Source organism: Gottschalkia acidurici 9a (assembly GCF_000299355.1).
GTDB lineage: Bacteria > Bacillota > Clostridia > Tissierellales > Gottschalkiaceae > Gottschalkia > Gottschalkia acidurici.
Map to the genome: position 1 here is coordinate 2,021,784 of NC_018664.1, position 24,950 is coordinate 2,046,733.

Here is a 24,950-nt window from a genome sequence, read left to right on the forward strand (position 1 = left end):
AAAAGTATAACGCTGTCTATAATTGTTGTCAATAAGCTTTTAGAAGTGTATAGTTTTTTTCAATATTACGAAGTGTGCGGTAGTACCTTATTTATGTAATAAAAAAAGCTGAAGAATTAGCTATATCCTAACTAACCTTCAGCTTCATTATCGTTATTTCCCATTTTTTTCTTCCATTAATTGCTTCTGACCAAGTTCAACTAGTTCTCTTACAATATATCCTGTATGACTTGAAGTTAATGACCTAGGATCATCTACCCCATACTCTTTAGCAAATTCTATTTTAAATTGTTCTAAAGCTTCTCTAGCTTCAGGAACAACAAGCTTTCTTTTAGACATTATTGTTATCCTCCTAAGATAAATTATACCAACCTCTAGATTTCATCTCATTAAACAGTGTTTCAGCATGCTGCTGCTCTTCTTGTTGTATATGTTGAAGTTGCTTTCTTATTTTAGGACAAGCAGATTCTAATACAGATGTATTATATTCACCTGAAATATGTTTTTCAGTAGATAACGCATCATTTAATAGTTGTGCATCTGTTAGCCCAAGATTATTTTGCATATTTGAAAAATCTTGTTGAGGATCAGCATAATTTTCTAGTAAAACTTGAGTATTTACATTGTTTTGGGATAATATACTTTTAATTGTATCTGCATGAGTTTGTTCTTTATTTGCAAGGTCAGTGAATACTTGCTTTAATTTTGAATCAGATGCCATTGATGCATATTGTTTATATTTTCTTATACATAAGTACTCAGCATTTAAATTTTCTTGTAATAAACTTTTTTCTTTACTAGTAAGTGACATTTTAACAGCTCCTTATATGTTATATTCACTTATAGTATTATCCCTTTTTTATATAATATTCCTTTAAAACGTTTTCCTTAAACTTTTTAATTTATACTATAATATATTCTGAATTTGGAATTATCTTTTTTAACCTTTTAGCTATTGGATGATTATCTGTATCTTTATTTGGAGACTCCCCTAGTATTACATGCGTTATTTCGTTCTTTTTAGCAAAATCACCTATAGCTCCTATCACATCTTTTGCTCTTATTACAGTTAAATCTGCCCCCGCTTTTTTAGATACTGCAAATAAGTATTCTAGTGCCTCTCCTTCATTTGAGTTATGTAGAAAACTATCATTCTCGTTTACTACATGTATTACAAATAAGTTGTCTTTTTCTTGTTCTATCTTCTTATATCCAGTCGTTATAAGTCTTTCACAAGTTTTCTGTTGTGTAACACACACCATTATATTTTTTAGTTTGTTCATAAAAAACAAGCCCCTTTCAAAAGAAAGTCAAAATAATTGATCATCTTTATTATATCATACCATTACTGACGATCAAAAATAAAAACACCTCATTAAAAGGTGTTTATATATATTATATGTATAAATATCTTTTTATATTAGCTTATTAATTTATCAATGGCGGGAATACTTTGGAATCAAACCTCCCCAAGAGGCACTAACCCCTGTGCCAATTTTGAATATTTCAGATATCCTTTTTGTTCGCTCTCATATATTGCGATATTGTTTAAAAATAGCTATTCTGTTTTTTTACATTTTGATACAGTCTAATGTTTTTTGTTAAAATTAGCACGAATGGCACGCAAATTGGCACGATCTTTTTCAATTTAAGAGAGCTTATTTATTGCAAATAGAATCTCTTTTTCAATCAAAAACTAATTCCTTCCTCTATGTATGTAAATAAATTATATTAATACTTAAAAATGAACCAATTAAGACTAAAATTAGAAGGTCATTTTTAGATATCAGTATTTAAACTGTTTAATATAACTAATGCTATCAATATAATGATTTATAGATATTTTTTCATATTTTCAAGTGGTTATGCTATAATATTGTTAGAGTTCTAACAATAAAGAGGTGTGGTATGATAAACTATGATAATTTAGGTATCAGTAGAAAATTTTATGTTGTCAACAAAAAAGTAAAGCACATGTTTGATATGACTTTTGCACAAACAGGAATGACAGGAACACAAGGAGCTGTCCTAAATTTCATATATACGCAAAGTAAAAATCAAAATGTTTATCAAAGGGATATTGAAATTGAATTTGAAATCCGACGTTCTTCAGTTACAAGTATGGTTAATAATCTGGAGAAAGGCGGATTTATAAAGAGAGAGCGCGTCCCAGAAGATAGTCGACTGAAAAGAATCGTTTTGACAGATAAGGCGATAAGTATCGCTGAACAGCTACAAAACAGTATTGATGAAGTCAACAGAGCTATCTTGAAAGGACTAAACAATGAGGAAATTCAATATCTAGATTTGATACTCACTAAAATAACTGAAAACTTACCATGATTGTAAGATATAACGGAGGGAACACTATGCAAGAAAAATATTATGAAGGACAAGTATTCAAAAATAAAAAAATCAAGGAAATGCAGATAGAACACTATAAGTTTGTCGATTGTGTTTTTGAGGATTGTTCATTTGAAGATTGTAAAATTGTAGGCTGTGCTTTTGTTAACTGTCAATTTTACAACTGTAATGTTATAAACCTATCTTCCCAATATTCAGAAGTGAAAAGTGCTACATTTAAAAAGTGTAATTTGATAGGCGTATATTGGAGCGAGCTACTTCCTGCTGGAGTATATGCACAGTCTATTGATGAAATCAAAGACTCTTATTTAAAGTATAACACATTCATGGAAATGAGCTTTAGAAAATTTGATTTTTCTGGCAATATTATTCAAGAATCTACGTTTGAGGAATGTAATTTAATGGAAAGTAGTTTTCAAGATTGCAGGTTAGAAGCTACACAAATTTCCAGGTGTGATATTCGTAAAGCAGATTTTCGTGGAGCAATGGGATATATAATAGACATTTCTACTAATAAGATGAAAGATGCAAAATTTTCTTTTCCAGAGGTTATTAGTCTATTAGATTCATTTGGAATAAAAGTTGACTAATAATTTTCACAAATGAATATGAGGGAGTGGAAATATTGGTTATAGAATTTATAAAAAGCTAATCAAAAAACTATACAAGTTTTTATAAAAAAAACATGGTAGACCATAGAATTAACTATAATCTACCATGTAATAAATTACTCTTTAGGAGGTCTATAATACTTTTCTCTAAGCTCACTTTGTTCATCTTTTGTAATTATATAGTACCACTATTAATCGTATATTTATATTTCTTTTAAATGCATGAAAAACCCTTCACTCTTTTTTCTGTAGTAGTAAGTTTTTAAGCAACAAAGCTCCTTCAGAAGATATAGTTTGAAACAATTACATATTTAAGGTTGCATAAAAAGTCCTTATAGTATATAATTGGGTTTACATTAGTTTTATATCTAATTTTTAAGTTTAATATGTTTAGAATTTTTAATTCACATAAAATTAGAGATTATAAATTGAGACTAAGTATAATCTGTAATTCTATGTGAATTTTTATTTCCATAAATTACAGAAATAAAAAATAATGGAGGTACCAAATATGACAGGTACAGTAAAATGGTTTAATGCAGATAAAGGATATGGATTTATTACAACAGAAAATGGTGAAGACGTTTTCGCTCACTTTTCACAAATTCAAACAGACGGATTTAAAACTTTAAACGAAGGTGACCGTGTAAGCTTTAACGTTGAAAAAGGTGATCGTGGTAATCAAGCTGAAAATATAGTAAAACTATAAAAAAGAGATGGGTAATCCATCTCTCTTTTATTTCTCATGATATATTTAGGCTTAATGCTAGATATTGCTTAACTAAATAAAAAAGGATAGATTATAGAGATCGATCTATAGCCTACCCTCTGTATTCAAATCTTCCTTTTTTCAGTTTTAAGAGTTTTTAAAACCTAACCATATATTTGAAAACCATTATGAAACTCACTATAGCTTTAAATTTAAGCCTATGCTATACTTTTAATCTTTCCTTAAACTCAGATATTCATTTCTCAATTAAACTATCTAGTTTTTTCGGTTAAAAAGATTTTCAGTGTAGGAGCTTTCTTATAAAATTCTTTTACAATATATTGTCTCTTCCTTTTACTCTGTTTCAATACAAAGTATCCTCGTCAACTTTCTCATAAGTTATGTTATCTGAAAAAGTTATTTGAAATAGTCTAAATGACCTTTTATAGTCTATTAATTTTAACTCTGCAACATTATCATTCCATGTGATTGAGTAATTATCCTTATTAGGTTTTATACCATTAGTATCTATTTTTGTAGTAAATAAATAATGTTTATGTTTTTCTTTATTTTTCTATAATAAACGCTCAAATTATAAGGACTAGAAGAAACAAAATTAAACCCCCTGTACTTTACAATTACTTCATATGATTGATCTTGAGATATAGATGTGACTAGATGCTCTTCATACAAAAAACCTAGGTAAGTTATAGAGATAATTATGAGAGATATGCATGCTAGAGCAGATAAATATCTTTTGTTTTTCTTACTTGTTCATTTATAACAAACACTCCTTTTTCACTATATGGTATATATACCATTATAATAAAATAATGGTAATTTAACAATATATATAAAAGGCCATTCTTAAGAACAGCCTTTTATACTATATCTTTAAGGACTATATATTCTTTATCGAACACAAAAACCCTCCACTTGAACCTTTTACATCAATAAAAGAGACAAAAACTTTAAGAATGTAAGCTTACACTTAAATATAGAAAGTTTTCATAAGAAGTATTAAATCATAGGAACTTCTAAGATACCTATTTAGAAGTTTAAAATAGGCCAAACAATAAAATAATTTTACAGTCTAGCCTTCAATTTTAAATATTAATTCAATCTTTTTTTTAACTCTTCTACTGCTAATTCTATTAAATCATTCGGCTCTTTTTTCAGATAAATAGATTTTTTAATACAGAATACTTTTTATCAAGTCCTAATTCTTTTTGTCGAGTGTAGAAGTTATCTTTCATTCTACTATGAATTTATTTGTAATAGTTTTCTATATAAACTTGATAGTAATTTTATTTTTATTTAATAATACATAAAATAACCTTTTTGTGAGCTCTTAGTGCAAAGCCTTAAACAAAAAATAAAAAAGCAATTTCATGATTAACATAAAATAGCTTTTTTATTTCGTATTATGTTATAGCATTAAAATAAAAGTTATTGAACTTGACTAAACTCTATTCCAACTAAAATTGCTAAGTAAATATTGTAAAGTAATTTTTAAGTAATAAAAAAAGCTTGTAAATCTTTACAGGCTTGCGCTTACTAATGGCGGGAATACGTGGGAATCGAACCCACCCAGGAGGCTACTAACCCCCCGTACTAGTTTTGAAGACTAGAGAGCACACCAGCACTCATCTATTCCCATAATCTATAGGTGCAAGTAATATTATAGATTATTTCTATTGATTTTTCAACACTTTTCCGACTTTTTTCTATATCTTTTTGGATATAACGACTTTCTTAATTTCGTCATCTTATATAGTTTGTGACGACATTATGACAGCACAATATAAAGTATCAACTAAAACTAATTGAAAATCATATTAAAAACCACCTCAGTATATTATAGCCTTAGATGGTTTAGTCTAATCTCTTCCTTATTATAGTATCTATTATAATACAGCTCTAGTGAATATCCCTGTTTCAATTTTATTAGTAGTTTCAATACCTTCTTCACAACATACTAAATCTTCATTGGTATAAGTAATCACTAATATTAGTCTACGTGCACTTTGTTCCTTCTTAGTTATAATTTTATTATTTATCATAACTACCGATTCGTAAAGTTGAAGTTTAAAGTTATTTGATAACTTCAGTAAGTACTGATTTATCTGTATATTATCGGAACTATTAATATCTTTAATTGGAAACTCCTCAGAAAAGAACCCTCTAACTTCTATCCAAATAAGTTAAAAACTTAAGATCCTAGAACCGTTTAGTTCTTCCAAAATCAATATAAGATATTAAGTGACTTTATAAGTTGATTTTTTAAATTGTATATCTATCCTTAATCCTTCTCCTAATTTGCCTGTAGCCTTAATATCAGCGCCATGAGCCTTGAGGATATCATGAGCTATAGCCATTCCTAAACCTGAACCCTCTGTTTTCTTACTTGTGTTTGTTCCTCTATAATATCTTTTGAAAATATTATTTAAATCTTCTTCTGATACTCCTTCGCCATTATCCTCTATTGAAATCTCTATTTTAGTGTCATCAACTTTTTGTATATTTATATTTATCTTTACATCACTACTATTATGAACAAATGCATTTATTATAAGATTTATAAATACTCTCTTTACTAAATACTCATCTAGTTCTAGTGATATTTCTTCATCTGAATAATTAAAGCTTATATTGCTATCGTTATACTTTTCATCATTTATAATATCAATTAATACATGCCTTATTAGGGATACTATATTTATTTTCTTTTTATTTAAAACCAAAATATTATTTTTTAACCTAGTAGATAGGTTTAAATCCTCAACTAAAGTTTTTATATATTCACTTTTATTTATTATAGTATTACAACATTTCCCTCTTATTTCATCATTTATTTCGTATTCAGTATCTGCCATTATTTCAGCATTCCCAATAATTGAAGTAAGTGGAGTTTTTATATCATGAGAAATATTTGAAATCCACTCTGTTCTCATTTCTTCTAACTTTTCTCTTTCCATCTCATTACTATGTAACTTATATGCTAATTGATTTAGGCATTTTTCTACTTTATAATAGCTTCCTCTTTTTATTTTACTCCTTGAATAATTGCCATCAGATAAATCTAATATCTTATTAACAATCCTATTTATAGGTCTTGTTATCTTTAAAGTATATAAAAAGCTTATTATTAATACTAAAATTATATTGATAATAATTAATAAAATAAATTTATGTGCTTTCTCAATTAGTTTAACATCATAAGAATATGTTATTCTCTTTACTTTATTAGAATCTAAAAATAATAAATAGGTATAAGTAGTATCATCTATAATCTTTTCATCTAAAAATAAAGTCTCTTCTTTATTGCTATACATGTCTACTAGTGATACATTGGAATATTGAAATGGAGCTATATTGGGTTTATTATATTGAAAAACTTCTTGATTATTTTCATCTAATATTTGCACGCCCATATTATTTGATTCTAATAGCTTAATTCCATCATCAGTAATTAATATCTCATTATCTTCTGATAAATATATGTAACCCTTAAAGTCTGATATCATCTTTTCTGGATGGTAGTTGTATAATGCTCCTTCTCTATAAATATTAATTCCTATAAAAGTAATATTTATGAAGAAAATAACTAAACAGGCTAATATAAATGATATAGCGTAATGAATCATAAGTTTTCCTTTCATACACTACTCCCCCGTCATTATAAATTTGTATCCTAAACCAATTACTGTAGTTATATACTTAGGCCTTGATGGATTGTCTTCAATTTTCTTTCTAAGTTTTCTTATATGAACTGTAATTGTATTATCATATCCAAAGAAATCCTCACCCCATACTTTATTACAAATCATTTCTTTGCTTATAATTCTATTTGGATTATTAATTAAATACATTAATAACTTTAATTCCTTTGCAGTGAATTCTAAACTCTGTCCATTTTTATATACCTCACCAGTTTCCTCATTTACTTCGATATCTCCAAATTTAATAACCTTATTTTTCTTTATGTTTTTGTTAATTATAACATTGTCAAAAGCTTTCAATCTTGCTTTTAATCTAAAAGCTACCTCTTTAGCACTAAAAGGTTTAGTAATATAATCATCTGCCCCTATGGCAAAACCTAATAATCTATCTATCTCTTCTGTTTTTGCTGATATAAATAATATTGGCACTTGACTATATTTTCTTAATTCATTGAAAACATCATATCCACTTATATCAGGTAACATAATATCTAACAACACTATATCTGGATTAACTTTCTTAAATAACTCTATTCCATCTATCCCATTATTAGATATAAAAATATTGCTAAAGCCATCTCTTCTTAATACAGTATCTAAAATATCTACAATATCTTCTTCATCATCAATTATTAAAATCTTGTATTTCTCAAAAGTATTATCCATAGATCTCACTCCTTTTATTTTTTAAATTATATCATACACCCAACTAGATATAAGTTTATTTAAGATGAATTTAAGATGGATTTTATATGAATTAAATATGCATATAGTAAATTTATATCATAAAAACGTATTTTAATTCAAAAATCACTAATTAAGGAGGATAATTTATGCAAGCAATTATGGAGCCAATCTTTCACGTAGTTTATTTAACTACAGTAATTACTTTAGGAATAAAAATGTTAACTAAATCAGAAGGCAATCAATACTTTAAACTATTTGGTGCTATGGCAGTAATTTTGGGATTTGGTGATTCATTCCACCTTATACCAAGGATATACGCGCTATTAACTACTGGTCTAGAAAATAATGCAGCGGCACTAGGATTTGGTAAGTTAGTTACATCAATAACTATGACAATCTTCTATCTAATTCTTTATAAGATTTGGAAAATTAAATTTAATGTAAAAAATTCAAAATCATTAGATCTAGTAATGTATGTATTGGCAGGTTTAAGAATTATTCTTTGTCTATTCCCTCAAAACCAATGGTTTGTAAACAATCCACCAATTAGTTGGGGTATATATAGAAATATTCCATTTACAATTATGGGACTTATTATGATTTATCTTTTATATAGTTATGGGGCTAAAAATAGAGATAAAGATTACAAAAACCTTGGTATAGCTGTGCTATTATCCTTCGGATTCTACGCACCAGTTGTAATTTGGGCTTCTGAAAACTTCCTTGTTGGAATGCTTATGATACCTAAAACATTAGCATACGTTTGGGTAGTCTTAATAGGGTATAAAGAGTTTAAAAAACTAAGTAAATAATAAATATTTACTTAGTTAGGATTAATATACCTACACTTTTATACTAACACCATATATATCGTTATACAAAAGGGATTTCTCAGATTAGAGTTCTATTTTTATTATATATTTTTTATCTATCTTACAATGAACAATGTTCAAATAATAATATTAGGAGGATTTTTATGTCTACATTATTAATTAGTGCAATGATCTTTATAACTTTAGCACTTATATTCTACACAATAGGCGTATTTGGAGAAAAGAAAAAAGGAACGCTACTGAAATGGCATGCGATAATATTTTGGATGGGATTTATATGTGATACTATAGGTACTACTATAATGAGTAAAATATCTAGTGGAGGATTTAGTTTTAATTTACATGGAATAACTGGTTTAATAGCCTTATTACTTATGGCATTCCATGCTATATGGGCAACAATTATTTTAAGAAAAGATGATGAAAAAGCAAAGCAAATATTCCATAAATTTAGTATAGTTGTTTGGGCTATATGGTTAGTTCCTTATATATTAGGTATGTTGATAGGTATGAATGCATAATCTAGTTGTATTCTAAATCCTCATTCAGTAGACTTTAAATTAGTTTGTAAGAAGAAGCCATGAAAGTATTCAAAAGAATACGGTTTATATACCTTTTTCATTATACTGAGATTATATTGATTTTAAATTTCTGTAAAACTTGTGTATATAGGTGCAAAAAAATATGAAACAAATAAAAAGTAGTAATATAGTATTACCTAAAAAACATCAGGAGGTCTTATGACTTTATTTTTCAATATTTTATTTGCGTGGATATCAGTAATATCAGCAATACTCCTAAGCATAACATGGCTAATCAAAGTTCTACAAAAAAAATACAAAAATGTTGTAATAAAGATTTATTAATAAAAATAAATAAGCTTTTAAGAAAAAATCACATTAACTTAGGATACTTATTTCTAATATCATCATTTATTCATGGCGTTCTTTCCTCATATTCAATTATAAGCTTTAATTATGGAACAATTGATCTGATAATATGGCTACTTTTATGGCATACATTTATTGATAAAAAAACATGGGAAAGACTCGGAAAGACATGGGTACAAAGACATAGAGAGTTAACAGTCTTACTTATTGTTATTACAGTATTACACATATTTGAAATCGGAGGGTTTGTTGGGTTTGATAGAATTTTCAATAGTATTAAATCAGACTTAAATCCTAAAATAAATATAGATAATATCAATATAAGCAATGATTATAAAGATGGAGTATACGAAGGTACTGGCTATGGATATAGACCAGACCTTAAAGTTCTAGTGACTATAAATGGTGGAGTAATAGATGAGATATCAATAGTTAGTCATAATGAAGTAGGTGAAATATTTTATACACCAGCTTTTGATTATATTCCTAAGCAAATAATAGATAAACAATCATATGATGTTGATACACTAAGTGGCTCAACTTATTCTTCAAAGGGAATTATGGAATCTGTGGAAAATGCCTTATCTAAAGCTAAAAAGTAACCGTATATAAATTAAAAGCTATATTATCAGAATTAATTTATTCTTTAATTACAAAGGGTTCTTAGTATTGACACACTAAGAACCTTTTATTTGTATGATTATTAGATAATATTTCAGTCTAAAATAAACTATGATTCTATACTAAAATCATGCTCCGTAACTTATTATACAGTTTACCTAAGATTATCTTAAACAAAGTCTAACTAAACGTATCTATCCACATATTCTTTACTTAAACAGTTAGATCTCTACGCCGTCCCAGAAATCAACTTCGCCGTCATCTCGCCGCCTTAATACCAACTATTATCCAGAAACAAATAAAGCCAGCTGAAAGTCACTTCGACCCAACTAGCTAATAATCATCACTTTTCAAATTCAATCGTCACTATCTAAAACCAACTAAAAACCCCTTATCAAGATTTGAAGACTAGAGAGCACACCAGGACTCATCTATTCCCATAATCTATAGACACAAGTATCATTATAGATTATTTCTATTGAAATTTTAACATCTTTCGAAGTTTTTATATGCCTTTTTGTATATCAACAAAGGCTTTTTGAGATAGGAAATAATGTTAAAGAGATGCTTAATAACTATTATGAGTAAGATTCTTCTAATAAAGTCTTGGATGAAATTTACAGGCTTGTGGAATATACAAAGTACCACTTTAATTAAGAAGAAAAGTTGATGGAACACTATGCTTATGAAGAATCATATGAATATAGATTTTAGATACAGTTAACTTCCGGCAAAGACTATGTGAGGAAATACCAATTAGGGAAAAAGCTAACCCAGTATAATCTTAATTATAAGGTTATACTGGGTCATGAATCTTCTGTTTCTTATTCTATATTATTATGTTAATTTACTTTTAAAGGTATCTACTATCATTGCAACGGCTTGATCACCACTAACATTAGCAGCTGTACCAAAACTATCTTGAGCTATATATAGTGCTATCATTAATGAGATCATAGATTCGTCAAACCCTAAAAATATTTTTAATACTCCCAATGCGGCCATAACAGCACCACCTGGAACACCTGGTGCAGCAACTATGGATATGCCTAACATAGCTATAAATCCAGAAAATGCTGAAAATTCTATTGCAGAGCCATGTAACATCATAACAGACATAGCACAAAGAGTTAGTGTTATGGCACTACCAGACATATGAGTGGTAGCACAAAGAGGAATTACGAAATCTCTAATTCCCTTGGAGATTCCCATTTTTTCAGAACATTCAAGGTTAACAGGTATAGTAGCTGCTGAAGATTGAGTTCCTAATGCTGTTAGATACCCAGGAACTTGACTTCTTAGGCAATAGAGTAAGTTCTTTTTTGAAATTGCAGTTCCAACTGTAAATTGAAATACTAGTATCAAAAGATGGCATATTATTACCAATATGAAAACTTTCCAAAATACAGACAGTATTGTAAATGCTTCACCAGATGCAGACATATCTGCAAATATTCCTAAGATATGCACTGGTAAAAGAGGTATTATAATTGCATTTATAGTTTTAGATATTATGGATTGAAATTCAAAAGACATCTTCTTTAAAGTTTCACTTTTCGTAGCAGAAATTCCAAGTCCTAATAAGAATGCCAAGAACAATGCAGTTGTAACTTCAGTGATTGGTGGAATTTCTACTGTAAAGAATGGTTTTAATGATACCTCTGCACCAGTTATAATATCAGTGGCTTTTGAAGTTATAATTTTACCTAGTAGTGCCTTACCTACAAAGAATGCAAAAAATCCAGATATTGAAGTAAATACATAGGCAACTCCTACGGTTACTCCTAACAGTTTTCCAGCACCACTTCCTAAGTCAGCAATACCTGCCGTGACAAAACCTATAATGAGTAAAGGTATAATAAACCCTAAAAAATTGCCAAAAATGGAGCTAAAAGTTATAAAGATCCTAGTAAAACCGTGTGGTAGATACCTGCCTATTATAATTCCAAGAACTATTGCTATAACTATTCTTGGAATTAATCCTAATTTAAACTTTTTATCACTCATTTTTAAGACTCCTTTCTTCAGTATTTTTTGTTATTTATGATTGTAATATATATGATACCTCTATATTCGGGGGCTAAACATAAGTTTTGTGTGGAGTTGATATATGTAATAATTTTTAACCGTTGAACTGTAGACTGAGACAAGTCACCCGTCTCTATATCTCCGAGTACCTGCTCTCCATCATCTCTTATAGTATGTCCAAGCATGAAGAGAATTAATCCTCCAAAACAAATAAGACCAGTTGAAAGTATCCTCAATTCAACTGGTCAGTAATAATAATTTTAGTATTAAATCATGTTTATATAAAACTAATTAAAAATCGTCTTTAATTTTTAAGAGTACTATGGTAGTTATATAGTTTACTGTATCGAAGATTTGCTCTAAGTCTATATCTACCACGTGTTTATAACCTTCATTTATATATTCTTAATATTCCTGTACAGTATATTAATTCTATTTATTATAAAGCTAAAAGCTGATATTTAAAGATTTTTTATCTAATATTTAATTAGTAACTTAATCTACTTCTTACTTTCATTCTCTTCTTTTTCCTTCAATGCTTTTAATACCTTATCTGGAGTTACGGGTAATGAAGTTAATCTTATTCCAACTGCATCATATATAGCATTAACTATTGAAGGCGCAACTGGAAGTATAACAGGCTCCCCTATACCTTTTGCTCCGAATGGTGCTGAGGTTTCAGGAGACTCGATTATATATTTATTTATATTCGGCATATCCATCGCTGTAGGTATTATATACTTACTAAATTTGTTGTTTTTTATTTTTCCATTACTTACTCCAAGATCTTCATATAAGACATACCCAAGTCCCATAGCAAATCCACCATCTATTTGTCCTTCTATTAATATAGGATTTACAGCTTTTCCAACGTCTTGAGCACACCAAGCATCAGTACATTGAACCCTACCTGTAAGTGTATCTACTTCAACTTCAACTCCATATGAGTTAAATGTATATGGCCAATACGGTGCTCCATATGCATTGTCATCAAGCATTACCGTTTGAGCAGTAAAGGACTCTCTAACTCTAAGATTTTTTCCTTCTTCTGCTAAGTTTTTTGCTATCTCTGCTAAAGTTACTCTCATCTTTGGAAGTATTTCAAGATAGACCTCACCATTTTCTACTTTAAATTTATGATTTGAATTAAGTCTAGCTAATTCAGGAAGTGGTTTGTTTATAAGCTTTACTGCTTCTTTTATTAACTCACTTTTGAATTTCTCACTAGCTAACTTAACGGCATTTCCTGTATTATAAGTTTGTCTTGTAGCAGCGGCTGTTCCTGAATCTTCACATTCTTCAGTATCTTCTGAAGATATTTTTATCTCAGACGGGTCCATTCCTAAAACCTCTGCTGCTATCTGAGGCATGACAGTTTTTGCACCCTGTCCAACCTCTGCTGCTCCAACTCTAAGAAGTACACTTCCATCTTTAAGAAGCTCGACATCAGCTACTGACACGTCTGGAAATCCATTTCCATATCCAGTTCCATACCAAGCTGCTGCTATTCCTCTACCTTTCTTTATATATGATTTATTAGATTTATTATCGATATTTTCTTTACCCATAGCTTTTTCTACAGTATCAATACATACATCTAGAGGACAACTTTCAGTAATTATTTGACCATTTGCTGTCTCACTACCAACTCTAAATATATTTTTCTTTCTTATTTCAAACTTATCTATATCTAGCTTCTCAGCTAACATATCTATCAATGTTTCACTAACTATAGGAACCTGCGTAGCCCCAAATCCTCTCATTGCTCCTCCAAATGGATTATTAGTATAAACTGAATAGCCGTCTACTTTAACATTCGGGATTTGATAAGGTCCAGTTACATGTACGCAAGCTTTTCTTGTAATATTTATAGCCCACGATGCATATGCTCCAGAATCTGAATAAATCTCAGCTTCAAAAGCGATAAGCTTACCTTCTTTGTTGGCACCCATTTTTGCTTTAATTTTCATAGGATGTCTCTTAGAGTGAGCATAGAAAGATTCTTCTCTTGTGTACGTGGCCTTTACAGGTCTTCTAAGTCTTAAAGCAGCAATTGCAAGATGTATCTGTAGACTGATATCTTCTCTAGCCCCAAATGCACCACCAATCGCTGGATTAACAACCCTTACCCTTTTTTCATCTACATTAAGAGCTTCTGCTATCTCTGTTCTATCAAAGTGCATGTATTGTGTTGATACTGTAACTACAATTTTATCATTCTCATCCACATAGGCTATACCACTTTCAGGCTGAAGAAAAGCAGACTCTACGAACGGAGAGTTGAACTCACTTTCAGCAATTGCCGCACATTCTTTCCATATTGATTCAGACTCGCACTCGCCTTTTCTTCCTTTATATCTGAATATTAAATTAGGATATGGGATATTCTCTGGTTTTTCATAGACAGTATTCATATCTTTATCGTAAAAAAAGAATCTATCAGAGTAATCATTCACTACTGGTGCATCAGACTTCAATCCTTCTTCAGGACTAAATATTGCCGGTAGTTCTTCATAGGTTACTTCAACTAGTTTAGCTGCATCTCTTGCTTGCTCCTGTGTTTCTGCAACTACGAATGCTACAGGATCGCCTATTCTTCTTACTTTTTCTTTGCAAAACACATTATGATCTCTATATAGAACTCCATGAGCATTCTCTCCTGGCACATCGTCGGCCGTAAATACTTCTAAAACTCCATCAGCAGATTTTGCTTTTTTCGTATCTATGGCAACTATCTTGGCATGAGCATAAGGTGACCTTACAGTTGCACCATATGCCATGTCTTCCATTATGATATCTTCTGGATAAATAGCTTTACCTGTAAGCTTATCAACTCCGTCACGTCTTATTATACTTTTACCAACTTGTTTTAGATCAGCCATTGTTTTTCATCTCCTTTCTATATACTTTTTGAGCGTCTTTTACTGCTTTAAACATCTTGTCATACCCTGTACATCTACATAGATTTCCTGATACACATTCCTTTATATCATCTTCTGAGGCATCCGGTTTACTATCTAGAAGAGCCTTTGCCGAAAGAACCATTCCAGGAATACAGAAACCACATTGTACTGCACCATTATCTAGAAATGACTGTTGAACTGGATGTAGTTCTCCACCTTTCCCAACACCTTCAATAGTTTCGATTTTTTTACCATGGCATTGTGCTGCAAGCATTAAACATGAGTCGACAGCCTTTCCATCAACAATAACTGTACAAGCTCCGCACTCACCTTCTCCGCAACCTTCCTTAGTTCCTGTTAATCCAAGGTCATTTCGTATGAAGTCAAGAAGCCTCATATCAGGATTAATTTGTTTTTCATAATCAATTCCATTTACAGTTATCTTTAAATCGAACATTTCTATTACCTCCTAAATTTCAATCTGCTTAAATGCTTTATCAAGAGCTTTTGTTATTACGCCTTTTACTGCTTCCTGTTTGAATTCTGCACTACTTCTACCTTTTAACCTTTCAGCAACTATATCTGAAAAATAGTCTGAAGCTTCTTTGATAGTATCTTCTTTCAATGGCTTTCCTACTAAAAACTCTCCCATTTTCTTTTCAACAGTAGGGATGGTTCCGAGTGCACCTGATGCTACCTTAGCACCTTTTATAATACTATCTTCTACTTCAAGCGAAACTGCTGAACTAATTCTAGATATAGCAAGAGCATTTCTCAATCCTAATTTATCGAATCCTATTATTCTAAATTTCTTTCCATACATAGGAATTATAAATTCTTTTATAACAGCATCTTCCTCTAATGCTGTCTTTCCTTTTCCTAAAAAGAAATCATCAATATCTATTATTTTTTCTTCTGACTTAGATACAATTACAACTTTCGCCCCAAGTGCTAGTAATGGTGGTATAGAATCTGCTGCTGGTGACCCATTAGCAGCATTCCCCCCTATAGTACCAGTGTTTCTTATCTGCTTAGCTCCTACAAGACTACATGCTTCCCATAGTCCGGGTAAAGCCTTCTTAATCTCATTTGAACTTACAATTTCCGTAAACGTAACTGCAGCTCCAATTGTTATCTCATCGTCTGAAATATTTATATTTTTCATTTCAGCAACATCTGAAACATCTATTAGAACAGAATGTGAAACCTCTTTAGATCTAAGTTTAATCATAATATCTGTTCCACCTGCAATTAAAGTTGCTTTTCCTTTATTTTCACTAAGTGCTTGAGTTACTTCATTTATATTATAAGCCTTAATTATATTTGATATTTTCACATCTGATCCTCCTCTCTTAATTTTGATAAATTATATTATTTTATTTGGGTTCACCAACTTCTTTTCCTGCTATATAACGTCTTACAATATTTCTATCGTCCCCTATATATATAAATCTTTGTAATCTCTCTTCTACACATCTAAAGTCTTTATCACCTAAATTATCATCATTTATAACTAGAGCATCAAATTCATATCCTTTTTCAAAAGAACCTACTTTTCCAAAGAACTCTCCTCCAGCTTTAGTACCTAGATAGAATACTTCTGATGTAGTTAATGGCTTTTCTTCACGGTTAACATAAACCCTATTCATTTTAGAAGCTTCAATTGCTTGACTCATAACTTTATATATTCCTACTTGATGTCCTGCTCCCACATCGCTTCCAAGTGCTACTTTCACTCCAGATTCTAGAAATCTTCTCACGGGCATTATTCCTGATGATAGATTATAGTTACCGTTAGGACAGTGAGCTGAAACAGTTCCTCTCTCAGCAAGAAGCTTTATTTCTTCATCTGTGCTGTGAACAGTATGAGCCATTACAGTATTATCATTTAAAAGACCCATTCCATCATATACTGATGCATATGAATTATATTCTGGATGAAGATCTTTAACCCATTCAATCTCGCCTTCATTTTCAGAAAGGTGACTCTGAATCTTAACATTATATTTTTTTGAAAGATCCGATAACCCTTTCATAAGCTTTTCAGTACAAGCAGGAACGAAACTCGGTGTAATTATTGGTTTTATTAATTTATATTTGTCTTTAGTATCTAAAATCCATTCTTCTGTAACCTTAAGTGATTCATCTGTATCTTCTATATAAAAATCTGGAGAGTTCCTATCCATGTTTATTTTTCCTATATAAGCCCCAATCCCTGATTTATCTATTACGTCCATTAAAACATCAGTTCCATTTTTATGAATCGTTGAGAAAAGAACTACCCTAGTTGTACCGTTTCTCCAAAGCGCTTTAGCAACATTAGTATAAAGTCTCTTAGCATACTCTTCATCACCATATTTTGCTTCTTCCGGAAATGTGTATTTATTAAGCCAAGGCATAAGCTCTTCATCTAAACCAAGTCCAAGGTTTTGAAATTGAGGAGCATGAAAATGCATATCTACAAATCCTGGAATTATAAGCGAATCTCCAAAATCTTCAACTTCTACATTTTTATATTCTTTTGGAATCTCTTTAAATATTCCTTTTACTAATCCATCTGATTCAATAAGATAACTATCCTCATGTATCTCAAATTTTTCTTTTGTTGCTGTATAAATTATATTACCTTTTAATATTTTCAAAACTGCCACTCCTAGTCTATTAACTTTTAAGTTTTTAAAGAACTATAATAATTTACTCAAAGTTAGTCTTCTGATGACAACTATTAAAAGCTCTTTTATCAGGTTTCCAAATATTAAATATATATTTACAGCATTAGTAAATGTATTATAAATGTAACTGCAAGTATATACATTATAGGATTTACTTCTTTTGCTTTTCCTGCAGCAACTTTTACTATAACATATGATATAAAACCAAATGACATACCTTCTGATATACTAGCTGTTAAAGGCATCATTATAATTGTAAGGAATGAAGGTAGAGCGTCTGTAAAGTCACTAAAGTCTATGTTAGAAACCTCTCCAATCATCAGTGCTCCAAGTATCATTAGTACAGGTGCTGTAGCTGCTCCAGGAACTAATCCCGCAAGTGGTGTAAGGAATAGTGCTGCTAAGAATAGAAGTCCTGTTGTAACAGATGTTAAGCCTGTTTTACCACCTTCTGCAACTCCTGATGCACTTTCAAGGTATGATGTAACTGTACAACTTCCAAATATTGCACCAACTATAGCACTAATCCCTCCAGCTATAAGTCCTTTGTTTATTCCTGGAAGGTTTCCGTTTTCATCAACTAATCCTGCTTTTGATGAAACAGCTATCAAAGTTCCTATGTTATCAAAAAGATCAACTATAGTTATAGTGAATATTATTGAAATTATTCCATAGCCTATAGCTGCCATAATATCTAGCTGTCCAAATGTATCTATCGGAAGAGCTGGAACAAATGATATGATATCACCTATACCCTTAGGAGTAGGAGCTACTCCCATTATCATTCCAATTATAGTAGTTGCAGCTATTCCGATAAGAAATGCTCCTTTTACATTTCTAGCCATAAGTACACACATTATTATAAGTCCAATTATAGATAATAATGTTGATGGGTTGGCTAAATCCCCAAGTGCTAAAAGTGAACTTTCTGAACCAACAACTATTCCGGCACTTTTAAACCCTATAAAAGATATAAATAAACCTATCCCCACACCAATAGCTGATTTAAGTACTTTAGGTATTGCATCAATAATCGCCTTTGTTATATTCGTTATTGCAAGTATGAATAAAACTATTCCTGAAACAAATACAGCTCCAAGAGCAGTTTGCCAGTTTAGACCCATACTACCGGTCAATACAAATGTAAACATTGCTCCAAGTCCTAAACCAGGTCCCATAGCTATTGGTAGATTCCCGTAAATTCCAACAAGAAGTGTAGAAAATGCAGATGAAAGTATAACTGCAGCTGTTGCACTTTCAAGCGGCATTCCAGCCACACTTAAAAACTGTCCTGGAACAAGAAAAATGATATAAGACATTGCTATAAAAGTTGTAAGACCAGCAATTATCTCAGTTCTAACACTAGTGTTTCTTTCAGTAAGCTTAAAGCGCCTATCTAAAAAAGAATTATTATTTTCCATCTTAAATACCTCCAGTTAATATTAGTTTTTGTTATTTAAATAAGCCTTCATTTCGTGATAACGTTTTCATCATGACATTAAATTCCCCTTATTTTTATATTATCCTCTCCTTATAAATTATTATTATGAATATTCATATTTTATTAAAATACATTATGCTATTACTCTCTCTAAGTTATTCTTAGATTTTCTATTTGTGAAAATAAAAAAATCCGACTACAAGAATAACCCAAAAATAGCAATTTTAAGCTGTGGTTATTCTTGTAGCCGGATTATTTAAGGTAACCCGCTAGAAACTCTTAGACCATATTACTAAGGATATACAAGAATCATATTTATTTTTCATCATATTATTTAAATCCATTTTACAGTAGTATTCTTTGTATGTCAATTTCTTTTAATTATCCTCTTTAAGAAATTTTATACATTGTCTATGATATCGCAAAAGCTACTCAGACTCAACCTTCCAATAATTATAATTTATTGAATTAAATAACGGTTGCATAAAACTAAATAGAACTCTTAATTTCCTTTTAAGGGTTAAAAATTATAAATTAAACTAACACGTATCTATTACCTTAATCAATAAACACATATACAACTATAAATTATCTCCATATGCTTTTAATTTTTTTATACTTTTTTAGTATAGCTATTTTCTTTATTTAATCGTCTTATATCATTTCTTACAATATTATAATTACATAATAAACATAAACAGATAAAGCTAATCTTAGATTATTTAACATACTCATACCCATTTTTAGATCTATTAAATATTTTTCATTCTATTTTTTTAGCTAATCATATACTTTATATATGAGAATATAAGTGTAGTATATGATTAGTTGAAATTATTATATTATCTTCTGTTGCAATAGCATTATGTTTATTTTCTTCGACTTTTCTATTTAACCTACTTATTTAAACTCTATATTTTTTCTCTATATACTTGAACTACGCCAACTCATATAAGTTGGCGTAGTTCAAGTATATAAATAAATAAAGCCAGTCGAATCTTTTTACCCAACTGGCTAATAATGGTTATTATATAAATTTAATTGTATTAAACAACTATAGTTAAATGGAAATAAGTACAATTAGATATTACTTATATTTGCTTTTAAGTATCCCTTAATTTTTTCCTATACTTTATTTTGATAATACTCTTCTCGATTCTACTATCTATCATCTTTAATAAACGTTCCTAGTAATAATCTTAATTCTATTTAATTTCAATAGCGAAAAGTATGTTATAGCACATAGTATAGGTACTCTAAATAAAATGATTATTTAACTGCTGCTCGTTTTTCCCTGTTTATTATAAAGTTTTTAGCTTTTAACTCAATATCATCATCAAGTTCATCAAGATGTATTTTCTCACCATATTTCTTTTCAAGAGCATTCCTTATAAGCCTGTCTGCAATCTCAGGATTTTTTGGCAATAACGAACCATGAAAATATGTGCAATAAGTATTTTTGTATATACATCCTTCAGTACCATCTTCACCATTATTACCGTTACCAACAACAATTTTACCTATAGGTTTCATATTACCTATAAAAGTTCTACCTGAGTGATTTTCAAAACCAACATAAGTCTCATCCAGCTCTTCATTGTATATAACAGTATTTCCTATGAATCTAGTACTTCCACTCTCCGTGTAGAAGTCAAGAATTTCAGCACCAGGCAACTTTTCTCCTTTAGCTGTAGTGTAATACTTACCTAGAAGTTGATATCCACCGCAGATTGCTAACAATACCTTTTCTTCCTCTATATATTGTCTAAGTGCAAGTTTTTTTGTATTGATAAGATCCTCCGATACTATCTCTTGTTCGTAGTCTTGTCCACCACCGAAAAATACGATGTCATATTTATCAGGATCAAAGTCATCTCCAATAGATATGTTGGTAATATTAACCTTGATACCTCTCTTTTCAGCTCTATATTTGATGGTTAAAATATTTCCAAGATCGCCATATGCGTTCAATAAATCTGGATATAGGTGGCATATGTTTACTTCCATTATCTTATTATCCATTTTACCATAGCTCCTTTATATAACCTTTTGTATTTAGAAATTTTCTAAAGTTTATCATTGCAGTATAGGTAGCCATAACGTACACAGTATCACTTTCTGCTTCTTTTATTCCATTTAGAAGTTCTTCTTGATTTTCCATGATATTGAATTTGTCTACAGACATACCTGCTATCTTAAGTCTTAAAGCCATATCATAGAGTCTAATGCCCGAAATAAATATCTTATCAAGATTAAGATTTGAAAGCTTTTCAAACTTTACGTCCCAAAGCCAAGAAACATCCCTTCCATCAGCATAATTGTCATTAAGAAGCATTATCAAACTTATTTTTTTGCTCTCAAGGCCTACAGTATCTATTGCTTGGTCATAACCTGCAGGGTTTTTAACCAGTATAATCTTGACTGCTTTGCCATCTATATCAATAGTTTCTTGTCTTCCAAAACTACTTTTTTGACTCTTAAGGGAATCGTATATTACCTCGTTGTCTATACCAAGTTCCTTTGCGACCGAATATGCACATAGCATGTTATATATGTTATATGTTCCTGGTACATTTATATAGTATTGATTACCACTGATTTCCACTGTAGATCCCTCTGGTGTAAGCTCAACAATTTTATCAATAGAATACCTAAGGTCAGGACGCTCATATCCACAATTGTCACAATAGAATTTTCCAAGATGGTTATAAGTTAGATAGTGGTATTTATAGGGACTCTTACACTTCTTGCAGAACTTAGAGTCTGCGTTAACATCTACTTTGGTATTCTGTTCAATGGAAGTATCAAAGCCAAAGTATACGGACTCATTAGGTAGACCAAGTTCTCCTAGTAATGACTCATCACCGTTAAGTACTAATTTAGAAGAAGAAGTTTTCTCTACACCTTCTAGTATTTTCTTAAGTGTAGTGTATACTTCTCCATATCTATCCAACTGATCTCTGAATAAATTTGTTATAGTTATGATTTCAGGAGTAATTATTTCAGTTATAAATTTGACATTAGCTTCGTCTACTTCTATAACAGCATACTTTTCATCCCTAGATTTTGAAAATGAGTAGTTGTCCACAAAACAAGCAACTATTCCTGAGTACATGTTAGCACCTGTGCTGTTAGAGATTACTTTCTTTCCACTATCCTTAATCATACCTTGAATCATACTAGTAGTTGTCGTTTTTCCGTTTGTGCCTGTAACAAGTATTACTTTGTACCCTTTAGATACTGTCTTTAGTATACTTTTATCTAGTTTAAGAGCCACTTTCCCTGGAAAGCTACTTCCTCCTTTAAAGAACACTTTTGAAAACTTCATGACAGCCTTTGATGCAATAATGCTTGAAAATGTATTAATGTTAATCTTCAACACCTCATTTATAAAATATTAATTTATCTGCATTTAATCTCTTGAAAGCTGAACATCTCTTACTTATATAATTCAATTTAAAAATAAAACTTAATTTTATTAGATACTTTTTAAATTGAATAATCTTTTTAAATAACTCATTTTATTAAAAATCTTACCTACAAGGCATAAATGTAACATCATAATTTATATATAAAGCAATGTAATTAATTTTAGATAGTCATATATATTATCTAACATTTAAGTATCTGATTCTCTCCCAAAATTAATTTTCTTATATAAAAGATAATCTATAGTTATATTAAGTATCTCATACCAAAATACATATAACTAAATTCTATTTACTTATATTCACTAAAATATAAAAAAACACCATGTGTAATAAAAGTATATTCATTTTATCTGTGTGACAATATCTATTATCCAAAAATAAATTAAAGCCAGTTGAAAATCACGGTGGCTCAACTAGCTAATAATAATCATTTTTTTATTCAATCGTCACCATATAAAACTATTTATAAAAATCTTCTATTAATATTTAAATTCTAGAGAGTATGTCATCACTCATCTATTCCAATAATCGACAGATACAAATATCATTATAAATTATTTCTATTGAAAATTCAACGTTTTTCATGATTTTTATATGCCTTTTTTTAAACGGTAGTTTTATCGATTCAGTGTTCTTTAAACCATCTAGCCATATTATAGCCTTAGATCGCTTAACCTATTCATTTTCACTTATAACATACTCATCTCAAATAGTAGCCCTATTAATTTTTTATTATCTTTTATAGAGATAACCCTATATTATTTCACTTACCCTATATAAATGTCTACTTATATCATAAATAAAAATAAAAAGTAAATTACTTTTAACTTTAGATTATAGTAATCATTATAACGGATTTATTGTCATGAAAAATATTGTTAAGACCTAATCATCACAATGAATTAATTTAATAACTTATAATTTGTTCACTTTTTTTATCAAACATATGTATTTTTTCTTCATCAAAAACTATATCTATATAGTCCCCTATATTAGCAGTTATGTTTGCCTCTGTTTTTACTATTAATTCTTGCCCTCTTATATCTAAGTATAGATATGCTTCAGATCCTAGCATTTCTTTTACTTCTACTTTTCCTTTTATATTATTATACTTTTCGTTTCTATTACATTTAATTGAAATTGCCTCTGGTCTTATTCCTACTATTATAGTTTTGTCTATATATCCTTTTTCTTCTACCATTTTTGCTTTAGCACCAGGTAGTAAAATTTCATTTTCTTGAAATTTAATATAAATGTCGTTATATTTTTTTATTACCTTACATTCTATAAGATTTATCTGCGGTGACCCTATAAATGTGGCTACAAATACATTCGCAGGTGATGAGTAAATAGTTTGAGGATCTGCTATTTGTTGAACTAATCCGTCTTTAAGAACTACTATTCTTGATCCCATTGTCATTGCCTCAGTTTGATCGTGTGTTACATATATAAATGTTGTCTGAAGTTTTTTATGAAGCTTGCTTATTTCTGTTCTCATATGAGTTCTTAATTTTGCATCTAAATTAGATAGTGGTTCATCCATTAAAAATACTTTTGGTTCTCTTACTATGGCTCTACCTAAAGCAACTCTTTGTTTTTGCCCTCCAGATAACTCTTTTGGTTTTCTATCTAAAAGGTCTATTATTCCTAATGTTTTAGCTGCATCTTCTACCTTTGCTTTTATTTTATCTTTAGGCACTTTTCTCATTTTTAATCCGAATGCTATGTTTTCATATGCAGTTTTATGAGGATATAGAGCATAATTTTGAAAAACCATTGCTATATCTCTATCCTTAGGCTCTACTTCATTTACTAAACCTTCATCTATATATAACTCTCCAGATGAAATTTCCTCAAGTCCAGCTATCATTCTAAGAATAGTTGACTTTCCACATCCAGAAGGTCCTACTAACACTATAAATTCTTTATCTTTTATTTCTAAATTAAAGTTACTCACTGCATTATATCCATTAGGGTAAGTCTTTTCTATATTTTTAAGATTAATTTTTGCCAACTTCTTCATCTCCTAATTTACTAA

At 29.9% G+C, this 24,950-nt stretch carries 21 protein-coding genes, 1 tRNA gene and 1 riboswitch; of the genes, 6 read left to right on the plus strand and 16 right to left on the minus strand.

Annotation, left to right across the window (positions count from 1 at the left end):
- Window positions 1-153: 153 nt before the first annotated feature.
- From CURI_RS09645 to CURI_RS09655, 3 genes are all read right to left on the minus strand, one after another.
- Window positions 154-339 (minus strand): alpha/beta-type small acid-soluble spore protein, encoded by a 186-nt coding sequence (locus CURI_RS09645; protein ID WP_014968069.1) that lies wholly within the window; start codon window positions 337-339, stop codon window positions 154-156.
- Between the two features lie 13 nt (window positions 340-352).
- On the minus strand, window positions 353-811 hold the full coding sequence (locus CURI_RS09650; protein ID WP_014968070.1) for a spore coat protein: 459 nt from the start codon (window positions 809-811) through the stop codon (window positions 353-355).
- 91 nt (window positions 812-902) lie between these two features.
- Window positions 903-1,283, minus strand: coding sequence for an adenine nucleotide alpha hydrolase family protein (locus CURI_RS09655; RefSeq protein WP_014968071.1), 381 nt, complete (start codon window positions 1,281-1,283; stop codon window positions 903-905).
- Window positions 1,284-1,974: 691 nt separating this feature from the next.
- Here CURI_RS09655 and CURI_RS09660 point away from each other — a divergent pair.
- The 3 genes from CURI_RS09660 (at window position 1,975) to CURI_RS09670 (ending at window position 3,684) form a co-directional block, all read left to right on the plus strand.
- Window positions 1,975-2,343, plus strand: coding sequence for a MarR family winged helix-turn-helix transcriptional regulator (locus CURI_RS09660; protein WP_187287396.1), 369 nt, complete (start codon window positions 1,975-1,977; stop codon window positions 2,341-2,343).
- Between the two features lie 26 nt (window positions 2,344-2,369).
- The gene (locus CURI_RS09665; protein ID WP_014968073.1) at window positions 2,370-2,954 is read left to right on the plus strand and encodes a pentapeptide repeat-containing protein; all 585 of its coding nucleotides are present in this window, start codon (window positions 2,370-2,372) and stop codon (window positions 2,952-2,954) included.
- A 532-nt stretch (window positions 2,955-3,486) separates the two neighbouring features.
- Window positions 3,487-3,684: a cold-shock protein gene (locus tag CURI_RS09670; protein ID WP_014968074.1), complete on the plus strand. Its 198-nt coding sequence runs from the start codon at window positions 3,487-3,489 to the stop codon at window positions 3,682-3,684.
- A 1,561-nt stretch (window positions 3,685-5,245) separates the two neighbouring features.
- Here the strand turns inward: CURI_RS09670 and CURI_RS09675 are convergent.
- The 4 genes from CURI_RS09675 to CURI_RS09685 form a co-directional block, all read right to left on the minus strand.
- Window positions 5,246-5,342 (minus strand) — tRNA-Sec (locus tag CURI_RS09675).
- A 249-nt stretch (window positions 5,343-5,591) separates the two neighbouring features.
- Entirely contained in the window at window positions 5,592-5,747 is a 156-nt protein-coding gene (locus CURI_RS15885; protein WP_014968075.1) for a hypothetical protein, read from the minus strand.
- Window positions 5,748-5,942: 195 nt separating this feature from the next.
- The gene (locus tag CURI_RS09680; RefSeq protein ID WP_014968076.1) at window positions 5,943-7,346 is read right to left on the minus strand and encodes a sensor histidine kinase; all 1,404 of its coding nucleotides are present in this window, start codon (window positions 7,344-7,346) and stop codon (window positions 5,943-5,945) included.
- A gap of 3 nt (window positions 7,347-7,349) precedes the next feature.
- Window positions 7,350-8,072: a response regulator transcription factor gene (locus tag CURI_RS09685; protein ID WP_014968077.1), complete on the minus strand. Its 723-nt coding sequence runs from the start codon at window positions 8,070-8,072 to the stop codon at window positions 7,350-7,352.
- Window positions 8,073-8,239: 167 nt separating this feature from the next.
- On the opposite strand from CURI_RS09685, the gene CURI_RS09690 reads away from it, so the two are divergent.
- The 3 genes from CURI_RS09690 (at window position 8,240) to CURI_RS09700 (ending at window position 10,418) form a co-directional block, all read left to right on the plus strand.
- Window positions 8,240-8,905, plus strand: coding sequence for a hypothetical protein (locus CURI_RS09690; protein WP_041701750.1), 666 nt, complete (start codon window positions 8,240-8,242; stop codon window positions 8,903-8,905).
- 164 nt (window positions 8,906-9,069) lie between these two features.
- Window positions 9,070-9,447 carry an HsmA family protein gene (locus CURI_RS09695; RefSeq protein ID WP_014968079.1) on the plus strand — a complete coding sequence of 126 codons (378 nt, stop codon included), beginning with the start codon at window positions 9,070-9,072 and terminating at the stop codon, window positions 9,445-9,447.
- 287 nt (window positions 9,448-9,734) lie between these two features.
- The gene (locus CURI_RS09700; protein WP_144276020.1) at window positions 9,735-10,418 is read left to right on the plus strand and encodes an FMN-binding protein; all 684 of its coding nucleotides are present in this window, start codon (window positions 9,735-9,737) and stop codon (window positions 10,416-10,418) included.
- An 856-nt stretch (window positions 10,419-11,274) separates the two neighbouring features.
- Here CURI_RS09700 and CURI_RS09705 read toward each other — a convergent pair.
- The 9 genes from CURI_RS09705 to CURI_RS09750 all read right to left on the minus strand — a co-directional run bounded on the left by CURI_RS09705 (window position 11,275) and on the right by CURI_RS09750 (window position 24,926).
- Window positions 11,275-12,444, minus strand: a complete 1,170-nt coding sequence (locus CURI_RS09705; RefSeq protein WP_014968081.1) for a dicarboxylate/amino acid:cation symporter — start codon at window positions 12,442-12,444, stop codon at window positions 11,275-11,277.
- Window positions 12,445-12,965: 521 nt separating this feature from the next.
- Window positions 12,966-15,347: a xanthine dehydrogenase family protein molybdopterin-binding subunit gene (locus CURI_RS09715; protein WP_014968082.1), complete on the minus strand. Its 2,382-nt coding sequence runs from the start codon at window positions 15,345-15,347 to the stop codon at window positions 12,966-12,968.
- Window positions 15,340-15,825, minus strand: a complete 486-nt coding sequence (locus CURI_RS09720; RefSeq protein ID WP_014968083.1) for a (2Fe-2S)-binding protein — start codon at window positions 15,823-15,825, stop codon at window positions 15,340-15,342. The genes CURI_RS09715 and CURI_RS09720 overlap by 8 nt, the downstream gene beginning before the upstream one ends.
- A gap of 12 nt (window positions 15,826-15,837) precedes the next feature.
- Entirely contained in the window at window positions 15,838-16,704 is an 867-nt protein-coding gene (locus CURI_RS09725; protein WP_014968084.1) for an FAD binding domain-containing protein, read from the minus strand.
- A gap of 40 nt (window positions 16,705-16,744) precedes the next feature.
- Window positions 16,745-18,019: a guanine deaminase gene (gene guaD / locus CURI_RS09730; RefSeq protein WP_014968085.1), complete on the minus strand. Its 1,275-nt coding sequence runs from the start codon at window positions 18,017-18,019 to the stop codon at window positions 16,745-16,747.
- 116 nt (window positions 18,020-18,135) lie between these two features.
- A complete protein-coding gene (locus CURI_RS09735) occupies window positions 18,136-19,461 on the minus strand; it encodes an NCS2 family permease (RefSeq protein WP_014968086.1) in 1,326 nt (441 codons plus the stop codon).
- Between the two features lie 244 nt (window positions 19,462-19,705).
- A riboswitch (purine riboswitch) is annotated at window positions 19,706-19,807 on the minus strand.
- 943 nt (window positions 19,808-20,750) lie between these two features.
- Entirely contained in the window at window positions 20,751-21,503 is a 753-nt protein-coding gene (locus CURI_RS09740; protein ID WP_014968087.1) for a type 1 glutamine amidotransferase, read from the minus strand.
- 1 nt (window position 21,504) lies between these two features.
- Window positions 21,505-22,863: a Mur ligase family protein gene (locus CURI_RS09745; RefSeq protein WP_014968088.1), complete on the minus strand. Its 1,359-nt coding sequence runs from the start codon at window positions 22,861-22,863 to the stop codon at window positions 21,505-21,507.
- Between the two features lie 956 nt (window positions 22,864-23,819).
- The gene (locus tag CURI_RS09750) at window positions 23,820-24,926 is read right to left on the minus strand and encodes an ABC transporter ATP-binding protein (RefSeq protein ID WP_014968089.1); all 1,107 of its coding nucleotides are present in this window, start codon (window positions 24,924-24,926) and stop codon (window positions 23,820-23,822) included.
- Window positions 24,927-24,950: the final 24 nt, after the last annotated feature.